The organism is Streptomyces phaeolivaceus, assembly GCF_009184865.1.
Taxonomy (GTDB): domain Bacteria; phylum Actinomycetota; class Actinomycetes; order Streptomycetales; family Streptomycetaceae; genus Streptomyces; species Streptomyces phaeolivaceus.
This window is the reverse complement of the sequence record NZ_CP045096.1, coordinates 8,202,765-8,217,851: the sequence shown is the minus strand read 5'-3', so window position 1 is coordinate 8,217,851 and position 15,087 is coordinate 8,202,765. Positions and strand designations below refer to the sequence as shown.

Genomic DNA, 15,087 nt, shown 5'->3' with positions numbered 1-15,087 from the left:
GGTTCCCCTTAATGTTCCGGCATGGCTGCGGCTCAGGGACGACTGTCGGACGGCGCTGGCGGGATGGACGACGCGAAAGAGGGGGAGCGCGATGGGATGGACGCGGCACCGTTGCCGTTCCGCTCCGCCGTCGAAGCGCTGCGGTCCACACGGCTGCGGCCGGAGATCGAGATCGAGTCCACCAGGCCGCCCCAGCGCCTCGCCCCCTACGCGTACGCCCTGGAGGCGGCCGTCGTCGAGGGCGACGAGGATCTGGCCGACGGCCGTCTCGTCCTGTTGCACGACCCGGCCGGGCACGACGCCTGGCAGGGCACGTTCCGGCTGGTGACGCTGGTCCGGGCGGAGCTGGAGCCCGAGATGGCGGCCGATCCGCTGCTGCCGGAGGTCTGCTGGTCGTGGCTGACCGGGGCGCTGCAGTCCCGTGGGCTGTCGTACGGCGAGCCGAGCGGGACGGTGACGCGGGCCAGCTCGCACTACTTCGGGGGGCTGGCGACGCGGCCGGCCGCCTCGCAGATCGAGATCCGGGCCTCGTGGACGCCGCGCGAGGTCCTCGGCGGCATCCCGGACACCGCCTCCCACCTCGCCTCGTGGTGCGACCTGCTCGCCCAGATCGCCGGGCTGCCCCCGGCGGTCGACCCGGGGGACGCGGCGGTGGTGACGCTGCCGCAGCGGCGGGGGCCGCAGTCCCGCTGACCTCTCGACCCGACCCTCAGGGCCGTGCTCCTCGGAGCACGGCCCTTTTCGCGTGCGGGCGACCGCACCGACCATCACACCGGCCGAAACCATCACTTTGTCGATACGGCCACTTTCGGCCTCGTATCGACGTGAAGCGACACCGTTCGATCTTCGAATGATCGAAGACGTGTCCGAATTGCACGGATTGTTACTCACTAAATCGTGATCATTCTCTAAAGGAGCAGAGGTTTGGTGCCGAAGACCTCTGTGACCTTGAAAGCACGGTTCGTCCCGGCTTCGACCCCACGAGCTCGGCGAACCCGCCCCCGTCCCGCACCCAGGAGGCCTGGTGTCCGTTCTCCTCGAGCAGCCCGCAAGCCTGGTCGCCTACCGTCCGAACAAGCCGACCGCGATGGTGGTGGTGGCCGACCCCCGGGTCCGGTCCACCGTCACCCGGCACCTGTGGGCCCTCGGGGTCCGCGATGTCATCGAGGCCTCGTCCATCGCCGAGGCCCGTCCCCGCGTCGGCAACCCCCGTGACATCTGTGTCGCGGACGTTCACCTGCCGGACGGTTCCGGCCTGACCCTCCTCTCCGAGACCCGCGCGGCGGGGTGGCCCAACGGCCTCGCCCTCTCCGCCGCCGACGACATCGGCGCCGTACGCAACGCCCTCGCGGGCGGTGTGAAGGGATACGTCGTCACCGGCACCCGTACCAACATCGGACTGCCCACCCGTCCGGGTGCCGCCCCCATCGGCTCCGCCGCCCGTATGCACCGCCGCCCCCCGGGAGCCCCGAGCCACCCGGGCGGCTACCGGGAGCTGTCGGGCCGCGAGGTCGAGGTGCTGCGCCTGGTGGCGGAGGGGCAGTCGAACAAGGCGATCGGCGTCTCCATGGGCCTGTCCGCGCTCACGGTCAAGAGCCACTTGGCCCGAATCGCGCGCAAGCTCGGCACCGGCGACCGCGCCGGAATGGTGGCGGTGGCCCTGCGCACCGGGATCATCCACTGACACCGAGGGCACCACGACAGGAAGGGGCCGGGATCGTTCGCTGATATCCGGCCCCTCCCGTTTCGCCGGGAACATTCACTGACACGTGTGACACATGACTGGTTTACGCCCCTGCATGGCCCGTCGCCGGAACGTTCCGTCGGCGGGCCATGTCCATACACGGATACCCTTGACAGGTGACCGACGCCCAAGAGACCGCAGCAGACAGGACCCTGCGAACCACCGGAGGCGCCCCTCCGGACGACGGCGGATCTTCTGAAGCGGGGGCGCCGATCCCTTTGCTGGAGCCACGGGACGGCATTCCGGCCGTGATCGCCGACGAGTCCTCGCTCGCCGAGGTGATCGCCGCGTTCGCCGCCGGCTCCGGCCCCGTCGCCGTGGACGCCGAACGCGCGTCCGGTTACCGCTACGGTCAGCGCGCCTATCTGGTGCAGCTGCGCCGCGAGGGCGCGGGCACCGCGCTCATCGACCCCGTCGCCTGCCCCGACCTCTCCGGCCTCGGTGAGGCGCTCTCCGGCGTCGAGTGGGTCCTCCACGCGGCCACCCAGGATCTGCCCTGTCTGCGCGAGATAGACATGGTGCCGACACGGATCTTCGACACCGAACTGGCCGGGCGCCTCGCCGGATTCCCCCGGGTCGGCCTCGGCGCGATGGTGGAGGGCGTCCTCGGCTACGTCCTGGAGAAGGGCCACTCCGCGGTCGACTGGTCCACCCGCCCGCTGCCCGAGCCCTGGCTGCGGTACGCGGCGCTCGACGTGGAGCTCCTCGTGGACCTGCGGGACGCCCTGGAGAAGGAGCTGGACCGGCAGGGGAAGCTGGAGTGGGCGCGGCAGGAGTTCGACGCGATCGCGACCGCGCCGCCCGCCGAACCGCGCAAGGACCCGTGGCGGCGTACGTCCGGGATGCACAAGGTGCGGCGCCGTCGGCAGATGGCCGTCGTACGGGAGATGTGGGAGGCCCGGGACCGAATCGCCCAGCGGCGGGACGTGTCGCCGGGCAAGGTGCTGAGCGACGCGGCGATCGTGGAGGCGTCCTTGGCGCTGCCGGTCAACGCGCACGCGCTGGCCGCGCTGAACGGGTTCGGGCATCGGATGGGGCGGCGGCAGCTGGAGCAGTGGCAGGCGGCGGTGGACCGGGCCAGGGCCCTGCCGGACTCGGCGCTGCCGGCGCATGGGCAGCCGGTGACGGGGCCGCCGCCGCCGAAGGCGTGGGCCGACAAGGATCCGGCCGCGGCGGCGCGGTTGTCGGCGGCGCGGGCGGGGGTGTCCGCGCTGGCCGAGCAGCTCGCGATGCCTCAGGAGAACCTGATCACCCCCGATACGGTGCGGCGGTTGTGCTGGGAGCCGCCGGTCACGGCTGACGCCGAGTCGATCTCTGCGGCGTTGGCGGGGTATGGGGCTCGGGCTTGGCAGGTGGAGTTGGTGACGCCGGTGTTGGTGGGGGCGATGGGGGCGGTGGCGAAGGTGAAGGGTGCCTAGTCGTCGTAGGGGTTCTGTGCGTTGGCGGGTGCGGGTTCGTCGTGGCTGGTCGCGCCCACGCGGCGGAGCCGCATATTGAAACAGCCCCGCGCCCCAAAAGGCCTGTGGTGCCCGGCAGTTGTTCCGGACCCCCCTACTTCGTCGCTCCCCTCGTGAAGCCGTTGTAGATGAATCTCTGGAGGAGCAGGAAGGCGATCAGGGTCGGGAGGACGACCAGGATCGCTCCTGCCGAGATCGTTTCCCAGTGGGCGCCGAAGGGGCCCTTGAAGCGGAAGAGGGAGGTCGAGATGACGCCTCGGTCGTCGGAGGGCAGGTAGAGGAAGGGGATGTAGAAGTCGTTGTAGACGGTGATCCCCTTGACGATGACGACCGTGGCGATCGCGGGTTTCAGGAGCGGGAAGATGACCTTTCGGTAGATCGTGAAGGCGTTGGCGCCGTCCAGGCGGGCGGACTCGTCCAGGGAGACCGGGATCGAGCGCATGAACTGCAGGAAGATGTAGATCGAGACGATATCGGTGCCCATGTAGAGAGCGATCGGGGCCCAGAGGGTGTCGAACATGCCGAGGCTGTCGACGATCTGGAAGGTCGCGACCTGGGTGGTGACGCCGGGGACGAGGGTGGCGACCAGGAAGAGGGCGACGACCGGTTTCCGGAAACGGAACGCGAAACGGTCGATCGCGTAGGCCGCCATCGAGCCGATGAGGACCGTTCCGGTGATGGCGAAGAAGAGGATGAAGGCCGTGTTGCCGAAGGCGGTGAGCATCTCGCCGTCGCGGAAGGCCGTGGCGTAGTTCCCGAGGTTCAGGAAGCTGTCGGGGAGCGTGAGGGCGCCGCTGTCGTCGGCCATCTGCCGCTCGGTCTTGAGCGAGGTCAGGACGACCACGAGGAGGGGCAGCAGAACCACGGCCGACGCGCCGACCAAGGACAGGTACGTGAGCGTGCGGGCGACTCGCCTCCGCAGCACGGGAGTCGCGGTCGTCGTGGTCGCCGGTGTCGTCATACGAGGTCCACCCTGTCGTCGGGGACCAGTCGGCGTTGCAGCCATGTCACCGCCAGGATGATCAGCAGCAGGACGACCGCGGCGGCCGACGCGAGGCCCGTCTTGTTGAACTGGAAGGCGAGCTTGACGGTCTGGATCACGAAGGTCTCGGTGCCGGTGGCGCCGCCGGTCATGATGTACGGGATCTCGAAGACCGAGAGGGAACCGGAGATCGAGAGGATCACGCTCAGGCTCAGCACCGGGCGGATGCCGGGCGCGATGATGAACCGGAACTGGTGCCAGCGGTTCGCGCCGTCGAGTTCGGCGGCCTCGTACAACTCCCCCGGGATCGACTGGATCGCGCCGAGGAAGAGCACGAAGTTCAGGCCCGTGTAGCGCCAGACGGAGACGCTCGCGAGGGAGATGTTGGCGGAGGTCGGCGAGCCCAGCCAGGTGCGGTCGGACTCGTGGCCGAAGAGGGCGAGGACCGAGTCGAGGGTGCCGCCGTCCTGGAAGAAGTACAGGAAGACGAAACCGATCGCGACGCCGTTGATCAGGTACGGGAAGAACAGGATGCCCTTGAAGAGGTTCCGGAAGCGGACGTTGAAGCTGAGGATCGTCGCGAAGTAGAGGGCGAGCCCGATCTGTACGGCCGAGGCGGCCAGGTAGTAGCCGCTGACGAAGAAGACCTGGAACAGCTCGGGGCGGGTGAAGATCTCGACGTAGTTGTCGGGACCGGTGTAGGTCAGTTCGGGGCTGACGCCGTCCCAGTCGGTGAAGCTGTACGCCAGCATGTTGGCGACCGGCGCGTAGGTGAACACGATCAGCAGCGTCAGCGGGGCGGCCAGGAAGAGCCAGGGGGTGAGCGTGCGCCACAGGCGCGCCCGGCGCATCAGGACCCCACGGTCTTCTCTGCCTCGGTCCAGCGCTTGCCCAGGTCGTCGAGGAAGTCGTCGATGTCGCCGTCCTTGGCGCCCCGGGCGATGTCGACCAGTTCCTGACGGTAGGCGGGGCCGAAGATGCCGACCTCGGAGGCGCTGTCGATGTTCTTGACCGTGCCGCCGGCGGTGTCGTCCAGCTCGATGAGTTCGACGCCCTGCTCCTCGTACGGCTTGAGCACCTCGGGCAGCGGGGCGTCCTTCAGCGTCGAGATGGACAGGTTGTCCGCCGCGTAGCCCGACTTCTCGGTGAACCAGTCGACCCAGGCGCGGGCCGCCGCCTTGTGCTCGGAGTGGATGCTGACGGCCTGGTTGTAGTCGGGGTTGGCGGTCGCGCAGGCCTTGCCGTCGACTCGGGCGGGGAACGGCATGAATCCGATGTCGTCGGGGTCGGCGCCGGCCTTCTCGGCCGCCTGCCGGAACTGGATGATCGCCCAGCTGCCCAGCCACGCCGTCGCGATCTCGCCCTTGGCCAACTGGGGTTTGGAGTTCTCCCAGTTCGTGGTCGCCGGGTCCTTCTCGATCAGGCCCTGGTCGACGATGTCGTACAACAGCCGGTCGCCCACACGCAGTTCACCGTCAGCGCCCCAGGGGTTGCCCTCGGCGAGCGCGGTGGTGGCCTCGGTGTCGCAGCTGACCGAGCCGTTGACGTACGTCCACTGGGTCAGCGGCCACTGGGCGGCGAAGTTGGTGTAGTACGGGACGGCGTCGGTCTTGGCCTTGATGGCCTTCAGCGCGGTGAGGAACTCCGCCGGGGTGGTGGGCCAGTCGGTGACGCCGGCCTCGGCCCAGATCCGTTTGTTGTAGAGGAAACCGGGGGTCGCGCCCATCGGGCTCTGGCCGTAGACCTTGCCGTCGACGGCGGTGAATCCGGTGAAGCGGTACTTCTCGCTCAGTTCCTTCTGGGTGCCCAGCGAGGCGAAGAACTTGGGGTAGTCGTTCTTCTGGATGACGGCCGGGATCATGAGGACGTCGCCGTAGTTCTCCGTGTTCATACGGATCTTCACTTCGGCCTCGTAGTCGGTGATCGCGTCGAATTCGACCTTCACCTTCGGATAGGTCCTGTTGAAATCCTCGGCGTATTTCTTCATCGTGCCGTCCTGCACGATGTCCGTCCGGTGGGTGAGCACCGTGATGGTTCCGGAGACCTGTGACGGGTCGTCGGCCGCCTCGGCGTCGGCGCCTTTCGAACTGCCTCCGCCGCCGGTGCAGCCGGAGGCGAGGAGTACGGCCGCCAGCGCCGTTCCGGTGAGCGTCTTGAGCGTCTTCCGGTGGTTCATGTGCACCAGCTCCGTTCGGGACGGACGAGCACGGGTGGGATGGGGGGAGGAGGGAGAGACAGATGGCTGGTTCGGCACTCTGGCAGGCAGTTACTGAACCGGTAAAGTCGCTATTTCGCCAAGGCTGTCGAAAGATTTCGCGAGAGTGTCGATGAAATGGACTGGACCGGTTTAGGAGTGCGCACATGCTGGAGGCCACACCACTCACCGAGGGCTGGATCCTGCGACATGAGGGAGATTCCCTTCCCGCCGAGGTGCCCGGGTGCGTACACACCGATCTGCTGGCCGCGGGGCTGATCCCGGACCCCTTTATCGGGCGGAACGAGACCGAGGTGGCGTGGGTCGGGCGCCGCGAGTGGACGTACGAGGTGGAGCTGCCGGGTACGACCGGCGTCTCTGCCGGCGGTGGGCATGATCAGGTCGATCTGGTCTTCGACGGGCTGGACACCGCCGCCGAGATTCGGCTCGACGGCCGGGTCCTCGGCTCCGTGCGGAACATGCACCGCTCGTACCGCTTCGACATCACCGGGACGAGCGGGCGGCTCTCCGTGCGGTTCGCCTCCGCGTACGCCGAGGCGGAGGCGGTGCGTCAGCGGCTCGGCGACCGGCCGAACGCCTATCCCGAACCCTTTCAGTTCATCAGGAAGATGGCCTGCTCGTTCGGCTGGGACTGGGGGCCGACACTCGTGACCGCCGGGATCTGGCGGCCCGTTCGGCTGGAGAGATGGTCCACGGCCCGGATCGCGCGGGTACGGCCACTGGTCACGGTGGAGGGCACGACCGGGCGCGTGGAACTGCTCGTCGACGTGGAACGGGCGGCCGTCGAGGCGGGGTTGCGGCTGGAGGCCCGGGTGGGCGGCGTCAGCGCGGTCGCCGAGGTCGAGGGGACCGGCGGGGTCATCCGGCTGGAGGTGCCGGGCGTGGAGTTGTGGTGGCCGCGCGGATATGGCGAACAGCCCTTGTACGAGGTCGAGTTGACGTTGCACGGCGAGGGGTCCGCGCTCGATGTGTGGCGGCGGCGGGTCGGGTTCCGGACCGTGGAGCTGGACCGGAGCACCGATGAGCACGGAACCGGGTTCACCCTCGTCGTCAACGGCGAGCGGCTGTTCGCGCGCGGGGTGAACTGGATCCCGGACGACGTGTTCCCCTCCCGCGTCACCCGCGAGCGCTACCGGGAGCGGCTGCGCCAGGCGGCCGGGGCCGGTGTCGACCTCGTACGGATCTGGGGCGGCGGGATCTACGAGAGCGAGGACTTCTACGACCTCTGCGACGAGTCGGGGCTGCTGGTCTGGCAGGACTTCCCGTTCGCGTGCGCGGCCTATCCGGAGGAACAGCCGCTGCGGGGCGAGGTGGAGGCCGAGGCCCGGGAGAACGTCGTACGGCTGATGCCGCATCCCTCGCTGGTGCTGTGGAACGGCAACAACGAGAACCTGTGGGGGTTCCGGGACTGGGGCTGGGAGGAGCGGCTTGCCGGGGAGTCGTGGGGCGAGGGGTACTACCTGGGGCTGCTGCCGCGTGTGGTCGCGGAGTTGGACCCGACAAGGCCGTACACGGCGGGCAGCCCCTGGTCGGGGTCGTGGGAGCGGCATCCGAACGATCCCGCGCACGGTACGCACCACTCCTGGGAGGTGTGGAACCGTGAGGACTACGCGGAGTACCGGACGAACGTGCCACGTTTCGTGGCCGAGTTCGGATGGCAGGCGCCGCCCGCGTACGCGACCCTGCGGCGGGCGCTGCCGGGTGAGGAACTCGCCGCCGACTCGCCCGGCATGCTGCATCGCCAGAAGGCGGCGGACGGGAACGGGAAGCTGGAGCGGGGGCTCGCGCGGCATTTCGCCCTGCCGGAAGGGGACTTCGCCCGCTGGCACTATCTGACGCAGGTCAACCAGGCGCGCGCGATCGCCGCCGGGATCGAGCACTGGCGGTCGCACTGGCCGGTGTGCGCGGGCACGATCGTGTGGCAGCTCAACGACTGCTGGCCGGTGACCTCTTGGGCCGCGATCGACGGGGACGGGAGAGAGAAGCCGCTCTATCACGAGCTGCGGCGGCTGTACGCGGACCGGTTGCTGACGCTGCAAGTGCGGGGGGCGGGGCCGGTGTTGGCGGTGGTGAATCAGGCGGCCGACGAGTGGGCGGGGGTCGTGCGGCTGCGGCGGATGTCCGTCGACGGGGCGGTGATCGGGGAGACGGGGGTGGAGTTCGCCGTCGCGGGACGGGCGGTGGCACGGGTGGACGTGCCGAGGGAGCTGGAGCCGGGCGGGCCCAAGGAGTTCCTCGTCGCGGACGCGGACCCGGACGCGGACCCGGACACGGACGCGAGCGTGAGGGCGGGTGCGGGTGCGGGTGCGGGTGCGGGTGGGCCGCGGGCCCTGTACTTTCCGAGTCCTGACCGTGAAATCCCTTATCCCCGGCCGGAGTTCGACGTGACCGTCGCTCCGGGCGCGGTCACGGTGACGGCCCACACCCTCGTACGGGATCTGCTCCTCCAGGCGGACCGGCTGGACCCGGAGGCGCGGGCGGACCGGGGGCTCGTCACGCTGCTTCCCGGGGAGCGGGTGACCATCGGTGTCAGCGGGTGGGGGACGCCCGACCCGGATGCCGCCCGGTCGGCGCTGTACTGCCTGGAGCCCGGCCGATGACGACCCCCCGCGTGACCATCAAGGACGTCGCCGCGCGGGCGGGGGTGTCCAAGGGGGCGGTGTCGCTCGCGTTCAACCGGAAGCCGGGGCTGTCCGACGCCACAAGGGACCGGATCTTCGCGGCGGCACGGGAGTTGGGGTGGGCGCCGAATCTGGCGGCGCGGTCGCTGTCGAGTCAGCGGGTGGACGTCGTGGGGCTGGCCATCTGCCGGCCGGCGAAGCTGCTGGGGCGCGAGCCGTTCTACATGGAGTTCATCTCCGGGGTGGAGGGCGTGCTCACCGAGCGGTCCTGTTCGCTGCTGCTGCGGCTGGTGCGGAATCTGGAGGAGGAGGTGGGGCTGCAGGACGCGTGGTGGCGGGGGCGGCAGGTCAGCGGGTCGATCCTCGTCGATTTCCGCGCGGATGATCCGAGAGTGGCGGCGGTGGGGCGGCTGGGCATGCCGGTGGTGGCCGTCGGACATCCGTCGCTGACCGGGGGGCTCACCTCCGTGTGGACGGACGACACGACCGCCGTGACGGAGGCGGTGCGGTATCTGGTGGCGCTGGGGCATCGGCGGATCGCGCGGGTGGGGGGCGCGGCGTCGTTGGGGCACTCGGCCCTTCGTACGGAGGCGTTCGAGAGGGCGGCCGGTTCGCTGAAGCTGGTCCGGGTCTGGCAGGTGGCGACCGACTTCTCGGGGGAGGCGGGGGCGCGGGCGACGCGGTCGCTGTTGACCGCGCCGGAGGACGATCGGCCGACCGCGATCGTGTACGACAACGACATCATGGCGGTGGCGGGGTTGTCGGTGGCGGCGGAGATGGGGGTGCGGGTGCCGGAGGATGTGTCGTTGCTGGCCTGGGACGATTCGCAGCTGTGTCGGCTGACGCGGCCGACGCTTTCCGCGATGAGTCATGACGTGCATGGGTTCGGGGCGGATGTGGCGCGGACGTTGTTCGAGGTGATCGGTGGGGGTGGGGGTTCTCATCCGGCGGCTACGCCCTTGCTGGTTCCGAGAGGGTCCACTGCGACTGCCCCTTGAGCGCCATACGGGACCGCGGGTTCGTTTCGGCTGGTCGCGCAGTTCCCCGCGCCCCTGCGGTGGCTTCGGGTAACCGGCGGTAACATCTGAAGCCGATGTGACCTTCACCGCTCCCCCGCCCAGGGGTGGGCAGTGCGGTTACTCGCAAGTAGCATGGGGCTGAGCGCCCGCTCAGCGGTTGCGTATCGCAGCAGTGCCGTCCCGCACCTCTGGAGGAGAGCCATCGTGCCTCGTACCGTCAAGGAAGTCGTCTTCGTCGACGGCGTCCGCACCCCGTTCGGCAAGGCGGGCCCGAAGGGCATCTACCACGAGACCCGTGCCGACGACCTCGTCGTGAAGGCGATCCGGGAGCTGCTGCGCCGCAACCCGGGGCTGGAGCCCGCGAAGATCGACGAGGTCGCCATCGCCGCGACCACGCAGATCGGTGACCAGGGTCTGACCATCGGCCGTACGGCGGGCATCCTCGCCGGGCTGCCGCAGTCGGTGCCCGGTTACTCCATCGACCGGATGTGCGCCGGCGCGCTGACCGCCGTCACCTCGGTCGCCGGTTCCGTCGCGTTCGGCGCGTACGACGTGGCCATCGCCGGTGGTGTCGAGCACATGGGCCGCCACCCGATGGGCGAGGGCGTGGACCCGAACCCGCGGTTCGTCAGCGAGAAGCTGGTCGACGAGTCCGCCCTGTTCATGGGCATGACCGCCGAGAACCTGCACGACCGGTACCCGACGATCACCAAGCAGCGCGCCGACGAGTACGCCGTGCGCTCGCAGGAGAAGGCCGCCAAGGCGTACGCCAACGGCAAGATCCAGGCCGACCTGGTGCCGATCTCGGTCCGCCGCACCAACGCGGAGGCCGGTGAGACCGGCTGGGGCCTGGTGACGTCGGACGAGCCGATGCGGCCGGGGACGACCATCGAGAACCTCACGGGCCTGAAGACCCCGTTCCGCGTCCACGGGCGGGTCACCGCCGGTAACGCGGCCGGGCTGAACGACGGCGCGACCGCCTCCCTCATCGCGTCCGAGGACTTCGCCCGCGAGAACAACCTCCCGGTCAAGATGCGCCTCGTCTCGTACTCCTTCGCGGGTGTCGAGCCGGAGGTCATGGGCTACGGCCCGATCCCGGCGACGGAGAAGGCGCTCGCCCAGGCGGGCCTGTCCATCGACGACATCGGTCTGTTCGAGATCAACGAGGCCTTCGCCGTGCAGGTGCTGGCCTTCCTGGAGCACTACGGCATCGCGGACGACGACGCGCGCGTCAACCAGTACGGCGGCGCCATCGCCTTCGGTCACCCGCTGGCCTCGTCGGGTGTGCGTCTGATGACGCAGCTCGCCCGCCAGTTCGAGGAGCAGCCGGAGGTCCGGTACGGCCTCACCACCATGTGCGTCGGCTTCGGCATGGGCGCCACGGTCATCTGGGAGAACCCGCACCACAAGGACGCCGGAGGCGACAAGTGAGCACCACCGAACTCCTCAAGGGCGCGGCCGAGCTGTTCCCCGACGAGGTCGTGACGTCCGCGCACGTACGCCACCTCGACCTGCCGTTCGGCGCCGGGCGCTTCGCGCTCATCACGCTGGACAACGGCTTCGACCACACCAAGCCGACCACCTTCGGCCCGGCGTCGCTGGCGAACCTGAACACCGCCATCGACCAGGTCGAGAAGGAGGCCGCGGCCGGCGAGATCGTCGGTGCGGGTGTCACCGGCAAGCCGTTCATCTTCGCCGTCGGCGCCGACCTCAAGGGCGTCGAGCTGCTGAAGAACCACGACGACGCGCTCGCCATCGGCAAGGGCGGCCACGAGGTCCTCAAGCGGCTGTCCGCGCTCGCCGTCCCGACCTTCGCGTACTACAACGGCGCGGCGATGGGCGGTGGCGTCGAGGTCGGTCTGCACTGCGCCTACCGGACCGTCTCCAAGGCCATCCCGGCGTTCTCGCTCCCCGAGGTCTTCCTCGGGCTGGTCCCGGGCTGGGGCGGCTGCGCGCTGCTGCCGAACCTGATCGGTGCCGAGAAGGCCGTCTCGGTGATCATCGAGAACAGCCTCAACCAGAACAAGCAGCTCAAGGGGCAGCAGGTCTTCGACCTCGGCATCGCGGACGCGATCTTCGAGGGCGTCGACTTCCTGGAGCAGTCGCTGATCTGGACGGCGAACGTCCTCAAGGGTGACGTCACGGTCGAGCGTCCCGTGATCGACCGCGGTGAGGGCTGGGACCAGGCCGTCGCCAAGGGCCGGTTCATCGCGGACTCCAAGGTGCACGGGGCGGCCCCGGCCGCGTACCGCGCGCTGGACATCATCGAGGCCGCCAAGAACGGTGACCTCCAGCAGGGCTTCGACGCCGAGGACGTCGCCCTCGCCGACCTGATCATGGGTGGCGAGCTGCGCGCCGGTATCTACGCGTTCAACCTGGTGCAGAAGCGCGGCAAGCGCCCGGCCGGTGCCCCGGACAAGAACCTGGCCCGCCCGGTCACCAAGGTCGGTGTCGTCGGCGCCGGTCTGATGGCCTCCCAGCTCGCGCTGCTCTTCCTGCGCCGCCTGGAGGTGCCGGTCGTGCTGACCGACATCGACCAGGAGCGCGTCGACAAGGGTGTGGGCTATGTCCACGCCGAGATCGACAAGCTGCTGCTCAAGGGCCGGATCAACCAGGACAAGGCCAACCGCCTCAAGGCGCTGGTCACCGGTGTGCTGGACAAGGCCGAGGGCTTCGCGGACGCGGACTTCATCATCGAGGCCGTGTTCGAGGAGATCGGTGTCAAGCAGCAGGTGTTCGCGGAGGTCGAGGCGGTCGCCCCGGCGCACGCGATCCTCGCCACCAACACCTCCTCGCTGTCGGTGACCGAGATGGCGTCGAAGCTGAAGAACCCCGAGCGGGTCGTCGGCTTCCACTTCTTCAACCCGGTCGCGATCCTGCCGCTCCTGGAGATCGTCCGGGGCGAGACGACCGACGACGCCTCGCTGGCCACGGCCTTCGCCGTCGCCAAGAAGCTGAAGAAGACGGCGGTTCTGGTCAAGGACGCCCCGGCGTTCGTCGTGAACCGCATCCTGACCCGCTTCATGGGCGAGATCCAGAACGTCATCGACGAGGGCACCTCGGTCGAGGTCGCCGAGAAGGCGGTCGAGCCGCTGGGGCTGCCGATGTCGCCGCTGGTCCTCCTTGAGCTGGTCGGCCCGGCCATCGGTCTGCATGTCTCCGAGACCCTCAACCGGGCGTTCCCGGACCGCTTCACGGTCTCCCCGAACCTCGCCGCCGTCGTCAAGGCCGGCAAGCGCGGCTTCTACGTCTACTCCGCAGAAAACGGGTTCAAGCCGGAGCTGGACCCCGAGGTCGCCGCGCTCCTCAAGCAGGGCGATGTCGCCCTGTCCGAGGAGCGGGTCCGGGCCCGCGTCCTCGACGCCGTCGCCCAGGAGATCGGGCTCATGCTCGACGAGGGTGTCGTCGCCGAGGCGCAGGACATCGACCTCTGCCTGATCACCGGCGCGGGCTGGCCCTTCCACCTGGGCGGCATCACGCCGTACCTGGACCGTGAGGGCGTCAGCGAGCGCGTCAACGGCAAGAAGTTCCTGGCGGCCGGGGTGGCTTCGGTCCCCGCGTAACGGTCGTACGGACACGAGGAGGGCCTCCGCTTTCGGGCGGGGGCCCTCCTGTCATGCCGTCGGAGTCACCGTCACCAGTCCCCCGTGAACGGCCGGTGCTCGCAGACCGTGTCGGCGCAGTCGTGCCGGGAGGCCCCGGACATCCGGACGGGGCTGTTCTCGGGGATGCCGACGACCTTGAACGTCCGTGCGGTGGCCGGGGATTCGGTGGCGCCGAAGAGAGCGACGACCTCGACGGTGTGGGGGCCGGGGCGCCAGGCGTGGGCGTGGGTGAAGGACCACTCGCCGCTGTCGTTGACGCCGGTCGCGCCGATGAGGACGCCGTGTTCCAGCAGGACCACCTTGGTGACGCCCTGTTCCGCCTTGCCCGCGAAGCGCGGCCGGGGCCCGGCGAAGGCGCCCTCGGCGGGTGCCGTGACCAGCGGGGCCGGGACCTCGGTGCGCACGGTGAAGCGGTGTTCCAGGACCGGGGTGCAGCCGTCGCCGCGCAGGCCGACGCACTGGACGACGTGCTCGCCGCCGGACCAGTTGACCGAGCGGCGCCAGAGCCACTGGCCGGTGCTGCCGACGCCCGTACCGCCGAGGTACTGGCCGTCCTCGAAGAAGAGCAGGTAGTCCGTGCCGGGCGCGGCGACTCCGGTGAACTTGACCATGGGGCCGGAGAGTCCGCCCAGGGCGGGCCTGCTGATGACCGGTGCCTCGCCGCCGCGTGGCGCGTAGTGCAGCGCGGACTCCGGGGACTGGATGGTGAACTCGCCGGAGACCGGGGGCATGGTCGGCGGTTCCATGAGGGCCTGGACGTTCACCTCGGACTTGTCGAGGACGCCCAGGTTGCACAGGCCGGCGACGACGATCCGGGCGACCTCGAAGGCGCCGGTGTGGTTGAGATGGGTGGAGTCGATACTGCCGTCGGGGTGCCCGGGGTGGTCGCCGGCGTCGACCCAGCAGAAGTACTGGCGCAGCCGCATCGGGCCGATCTCGGCCCACAGTTCCATGGTGCGGCTCGTCAGGTCGACCAGCGGGGCGCCCAGTTCAGCGGCGACCTCGGCCATGGCGCGGGGGTGCCCGCCCAGGGTGTCGAGGACCTCGCCGGTGGCGGAGAAGGCGTACCGGGCCGTGGGGGTGACGAGGACGGGCACCCCGCCCTCCTGGTGCACATGGGTGACGAAGAGGCGGAGCAGTTCCTTGTACTCGGGGACCGGGACGTACCGCGTCCCGTTGTGGATCATGTGGTCCACGCAGCCGAAGCCGATGAGGACGATGTCTCCGCGCTTCATCCGGTTGAGCATCGCCGGGAAGCGCTCGGTGAAGTACTTACGGCTGGTCATGGCGGAGCGGGCGTAGTTGGCGACCTCGATCGGGCCGAGCAGCAGCTCCTCGATCTTCTGGCCCCAGCCCGCCATGGGCGCCTCCTCGTCGGTGCGAGGCGCGGGCACGGAGTCCCCGAGCACGAATATCGTCCGGTTCATCTCTCTCGTCCGTCCTG

11 protein-coding genes are annotated in these 15,087 nt (G+C 69.5%); 7 read left to right on the top strand and 4 right to left on the bottom strand.

From position 1 onward, the window contains the following. Positions 1 to 63: 63 nt before the first annotated feature. The 3 genes from F9278_RS37630 to F9278_RS37620 all read left to right on the top strand — a co-directional run bounded on the left by F9278_RS37630 (position 64) and on the right by F9278_RS37620 (position 3,162). On the top strand, positions 64 to 693 hold the full coding sequence (locus F9278_RS37630; RefSeq protein ID WP_193242077.1) for a DUF3000 domain-containing protein: 630 nt from the start codon (positions 64 to 66) through the stop codon (positions 691 to 693). A gap of 331 nt (positions 694 to 1,024) precedes the next feature. Continuing rightward, positions 1,025 to 1,684 (top strand): helix-turn-helix transcriptional regulator, encoded by a 660-nt coding sequence (locus F9278_RS37625; RefSeq protein ID WP_033529424.1) that lies wholly within the window; start codon positions 1,025 to 1,027, stop codon positions 1,682 to 1,684. Positions 1,685 to 1,860: 176 nt separating this feature from the next. Further along, positions 1,861 to 3,162 (top strand): ribonuclease D, encoded by a 1,302-nt coding sequence (locus F9278_RS37620; RefSeq protein ID WP_193241817.1) that lies wholly within the window; start codon positions 1,861 to 1,863, stop codon positions 3,160 to 3,162. Positions 3,163 to 3,295: 133 nt separating this feature from the next. Here F9278_RS37620 and F9278_RS37615 read toward each other — a convergent pair whose 3' ends face one another. The 3 genes from F9278_RS37615 to F9278_RS37605 are packed head-to-tail and all read right to left on the bottom strand — an operon-like array spanning position 3,296 to position 6,359. Next, on the bottom strand, positions 3,296 to 4,162 hold the full coding sequence (locus F9278_RS37615) for a carbohydrate ABC transporter permease (protein WP_193241816.1): 867 nt from the start codon (positions 4,160 to 4,162) through the stop codon (positions 3,296 to 3,298). Further along, positions 4,159 to 5,034, bottom strand: coding sequence for a carbohydrate ABC transporter permease (locus F9278_RS37610; RefSeq protein ID WP_152172282.1), 876 nt, complete (start codon positions 5,032 to 5,034; stop codon positions 4,159 to 4,161). The genes F9278_RS37615 and F9278_RS37610 overlap by 4 nt, the downstream gene beginning before the upstream one ends. Further along, the gene (locus F9278_RS37605) at positions 5,034 to 6,359 is read right to left on the bottom strand and encodes an ABC transporter substrate-binding protein (protein WP_152172281.1); all 1,326 of its coding nucleotides are present in this window, start codon (positions 6,357 to 6,359) and stop codon (positions 5,034 to 5,036) included. The genes F9278_RS37610 and F9278_RS37605 overlap by 1 nt, the downstream gene beginning before the upstream one ends. Before the next feature lie 185 nt (positions 6,360 to 6,544). On the opposite strand from F9278_RS37605, the gene F9278_RS37600 reads away from it, so the two are divergent. The 4 genes from F9278_RS37600 (at position 6,545) to F9278_RS37585 (ending at position 13,601) form a co-directional block, all read left to right on the top strand. Beyond that, positions 6,545 to 8,998, top strand: coding sequence for a glycoside hydrolase family 2 protein (locus F9278_RS37600; protein ID WP_152172280.1), 2,454 nt, complete (start codon positions 6,545 to 6,547; stop codon positions 8,996 to 8,998). Continuing rightward, complete coding sequence (locus F9278_RS37595) at positions 8,995 to 10,017, top strand: LacI family DNA-binding transcriptional regulator (protein WP_152172279.1); 1,023 nt, start codon at positions 8,995 to 8,997, stop codon at positions 10,015 to 10,017. Before F9278_RS37600 ends, F9278_RS37595 begins: the two co-directional genes overlap by 4 nt. A gap of 225 nt (positions 10,018 to 10,242) precedes the next feature. Continuing rightward, complete coding sequence (locus tag F9278_RS37590; RefSeq protein WP_152172278.1) at positions 10,243 to 11,469, top strand: thiolase family protein; 1,227 nt, start codon at positions 10,243 to 10,245, stop codon at positions 11,467 to 11,469. Next, on the top strand, positions 11,466 to 13,601 hold the full coding sequence (locus tag F9278_RS37585) for a 3-hydroxyacyl-CoA dehydrogenase NAD-binding domain-containing protein (protein WP_152172277.1): 2,136 nt from the start codon (positions 11,466 to 11,468) through the stop codon (positions 13,599 to 13,601). The genes F9278_RS37590 and F9278_RS37585 overlap by 4 nt, the downstream gene beginning before the upstream one ends. A gap of 71 nt (positions 13,602 to 13,672) precedes the next feature. Here the strand turns inward: F9278_RS37585 and F9278_RS37580 are convergent, their stop codons facing one another. Next, the gene (locus tag F9278_RS37580) at positions 13,673 to 15,070 is read right to left on the bottom strand and encodes a GDSL-type esterase/lipase family protein (RefSeq protein ID WP_152172276.1); all 1,398 of its coding nucleotides are present in this window, start codon (positions 15,068 to 15,070) and stop codon (positions 13,673 to 13,675) included. Positions 15,071 to 15,087: the final 17 nt, after the last annotated feature.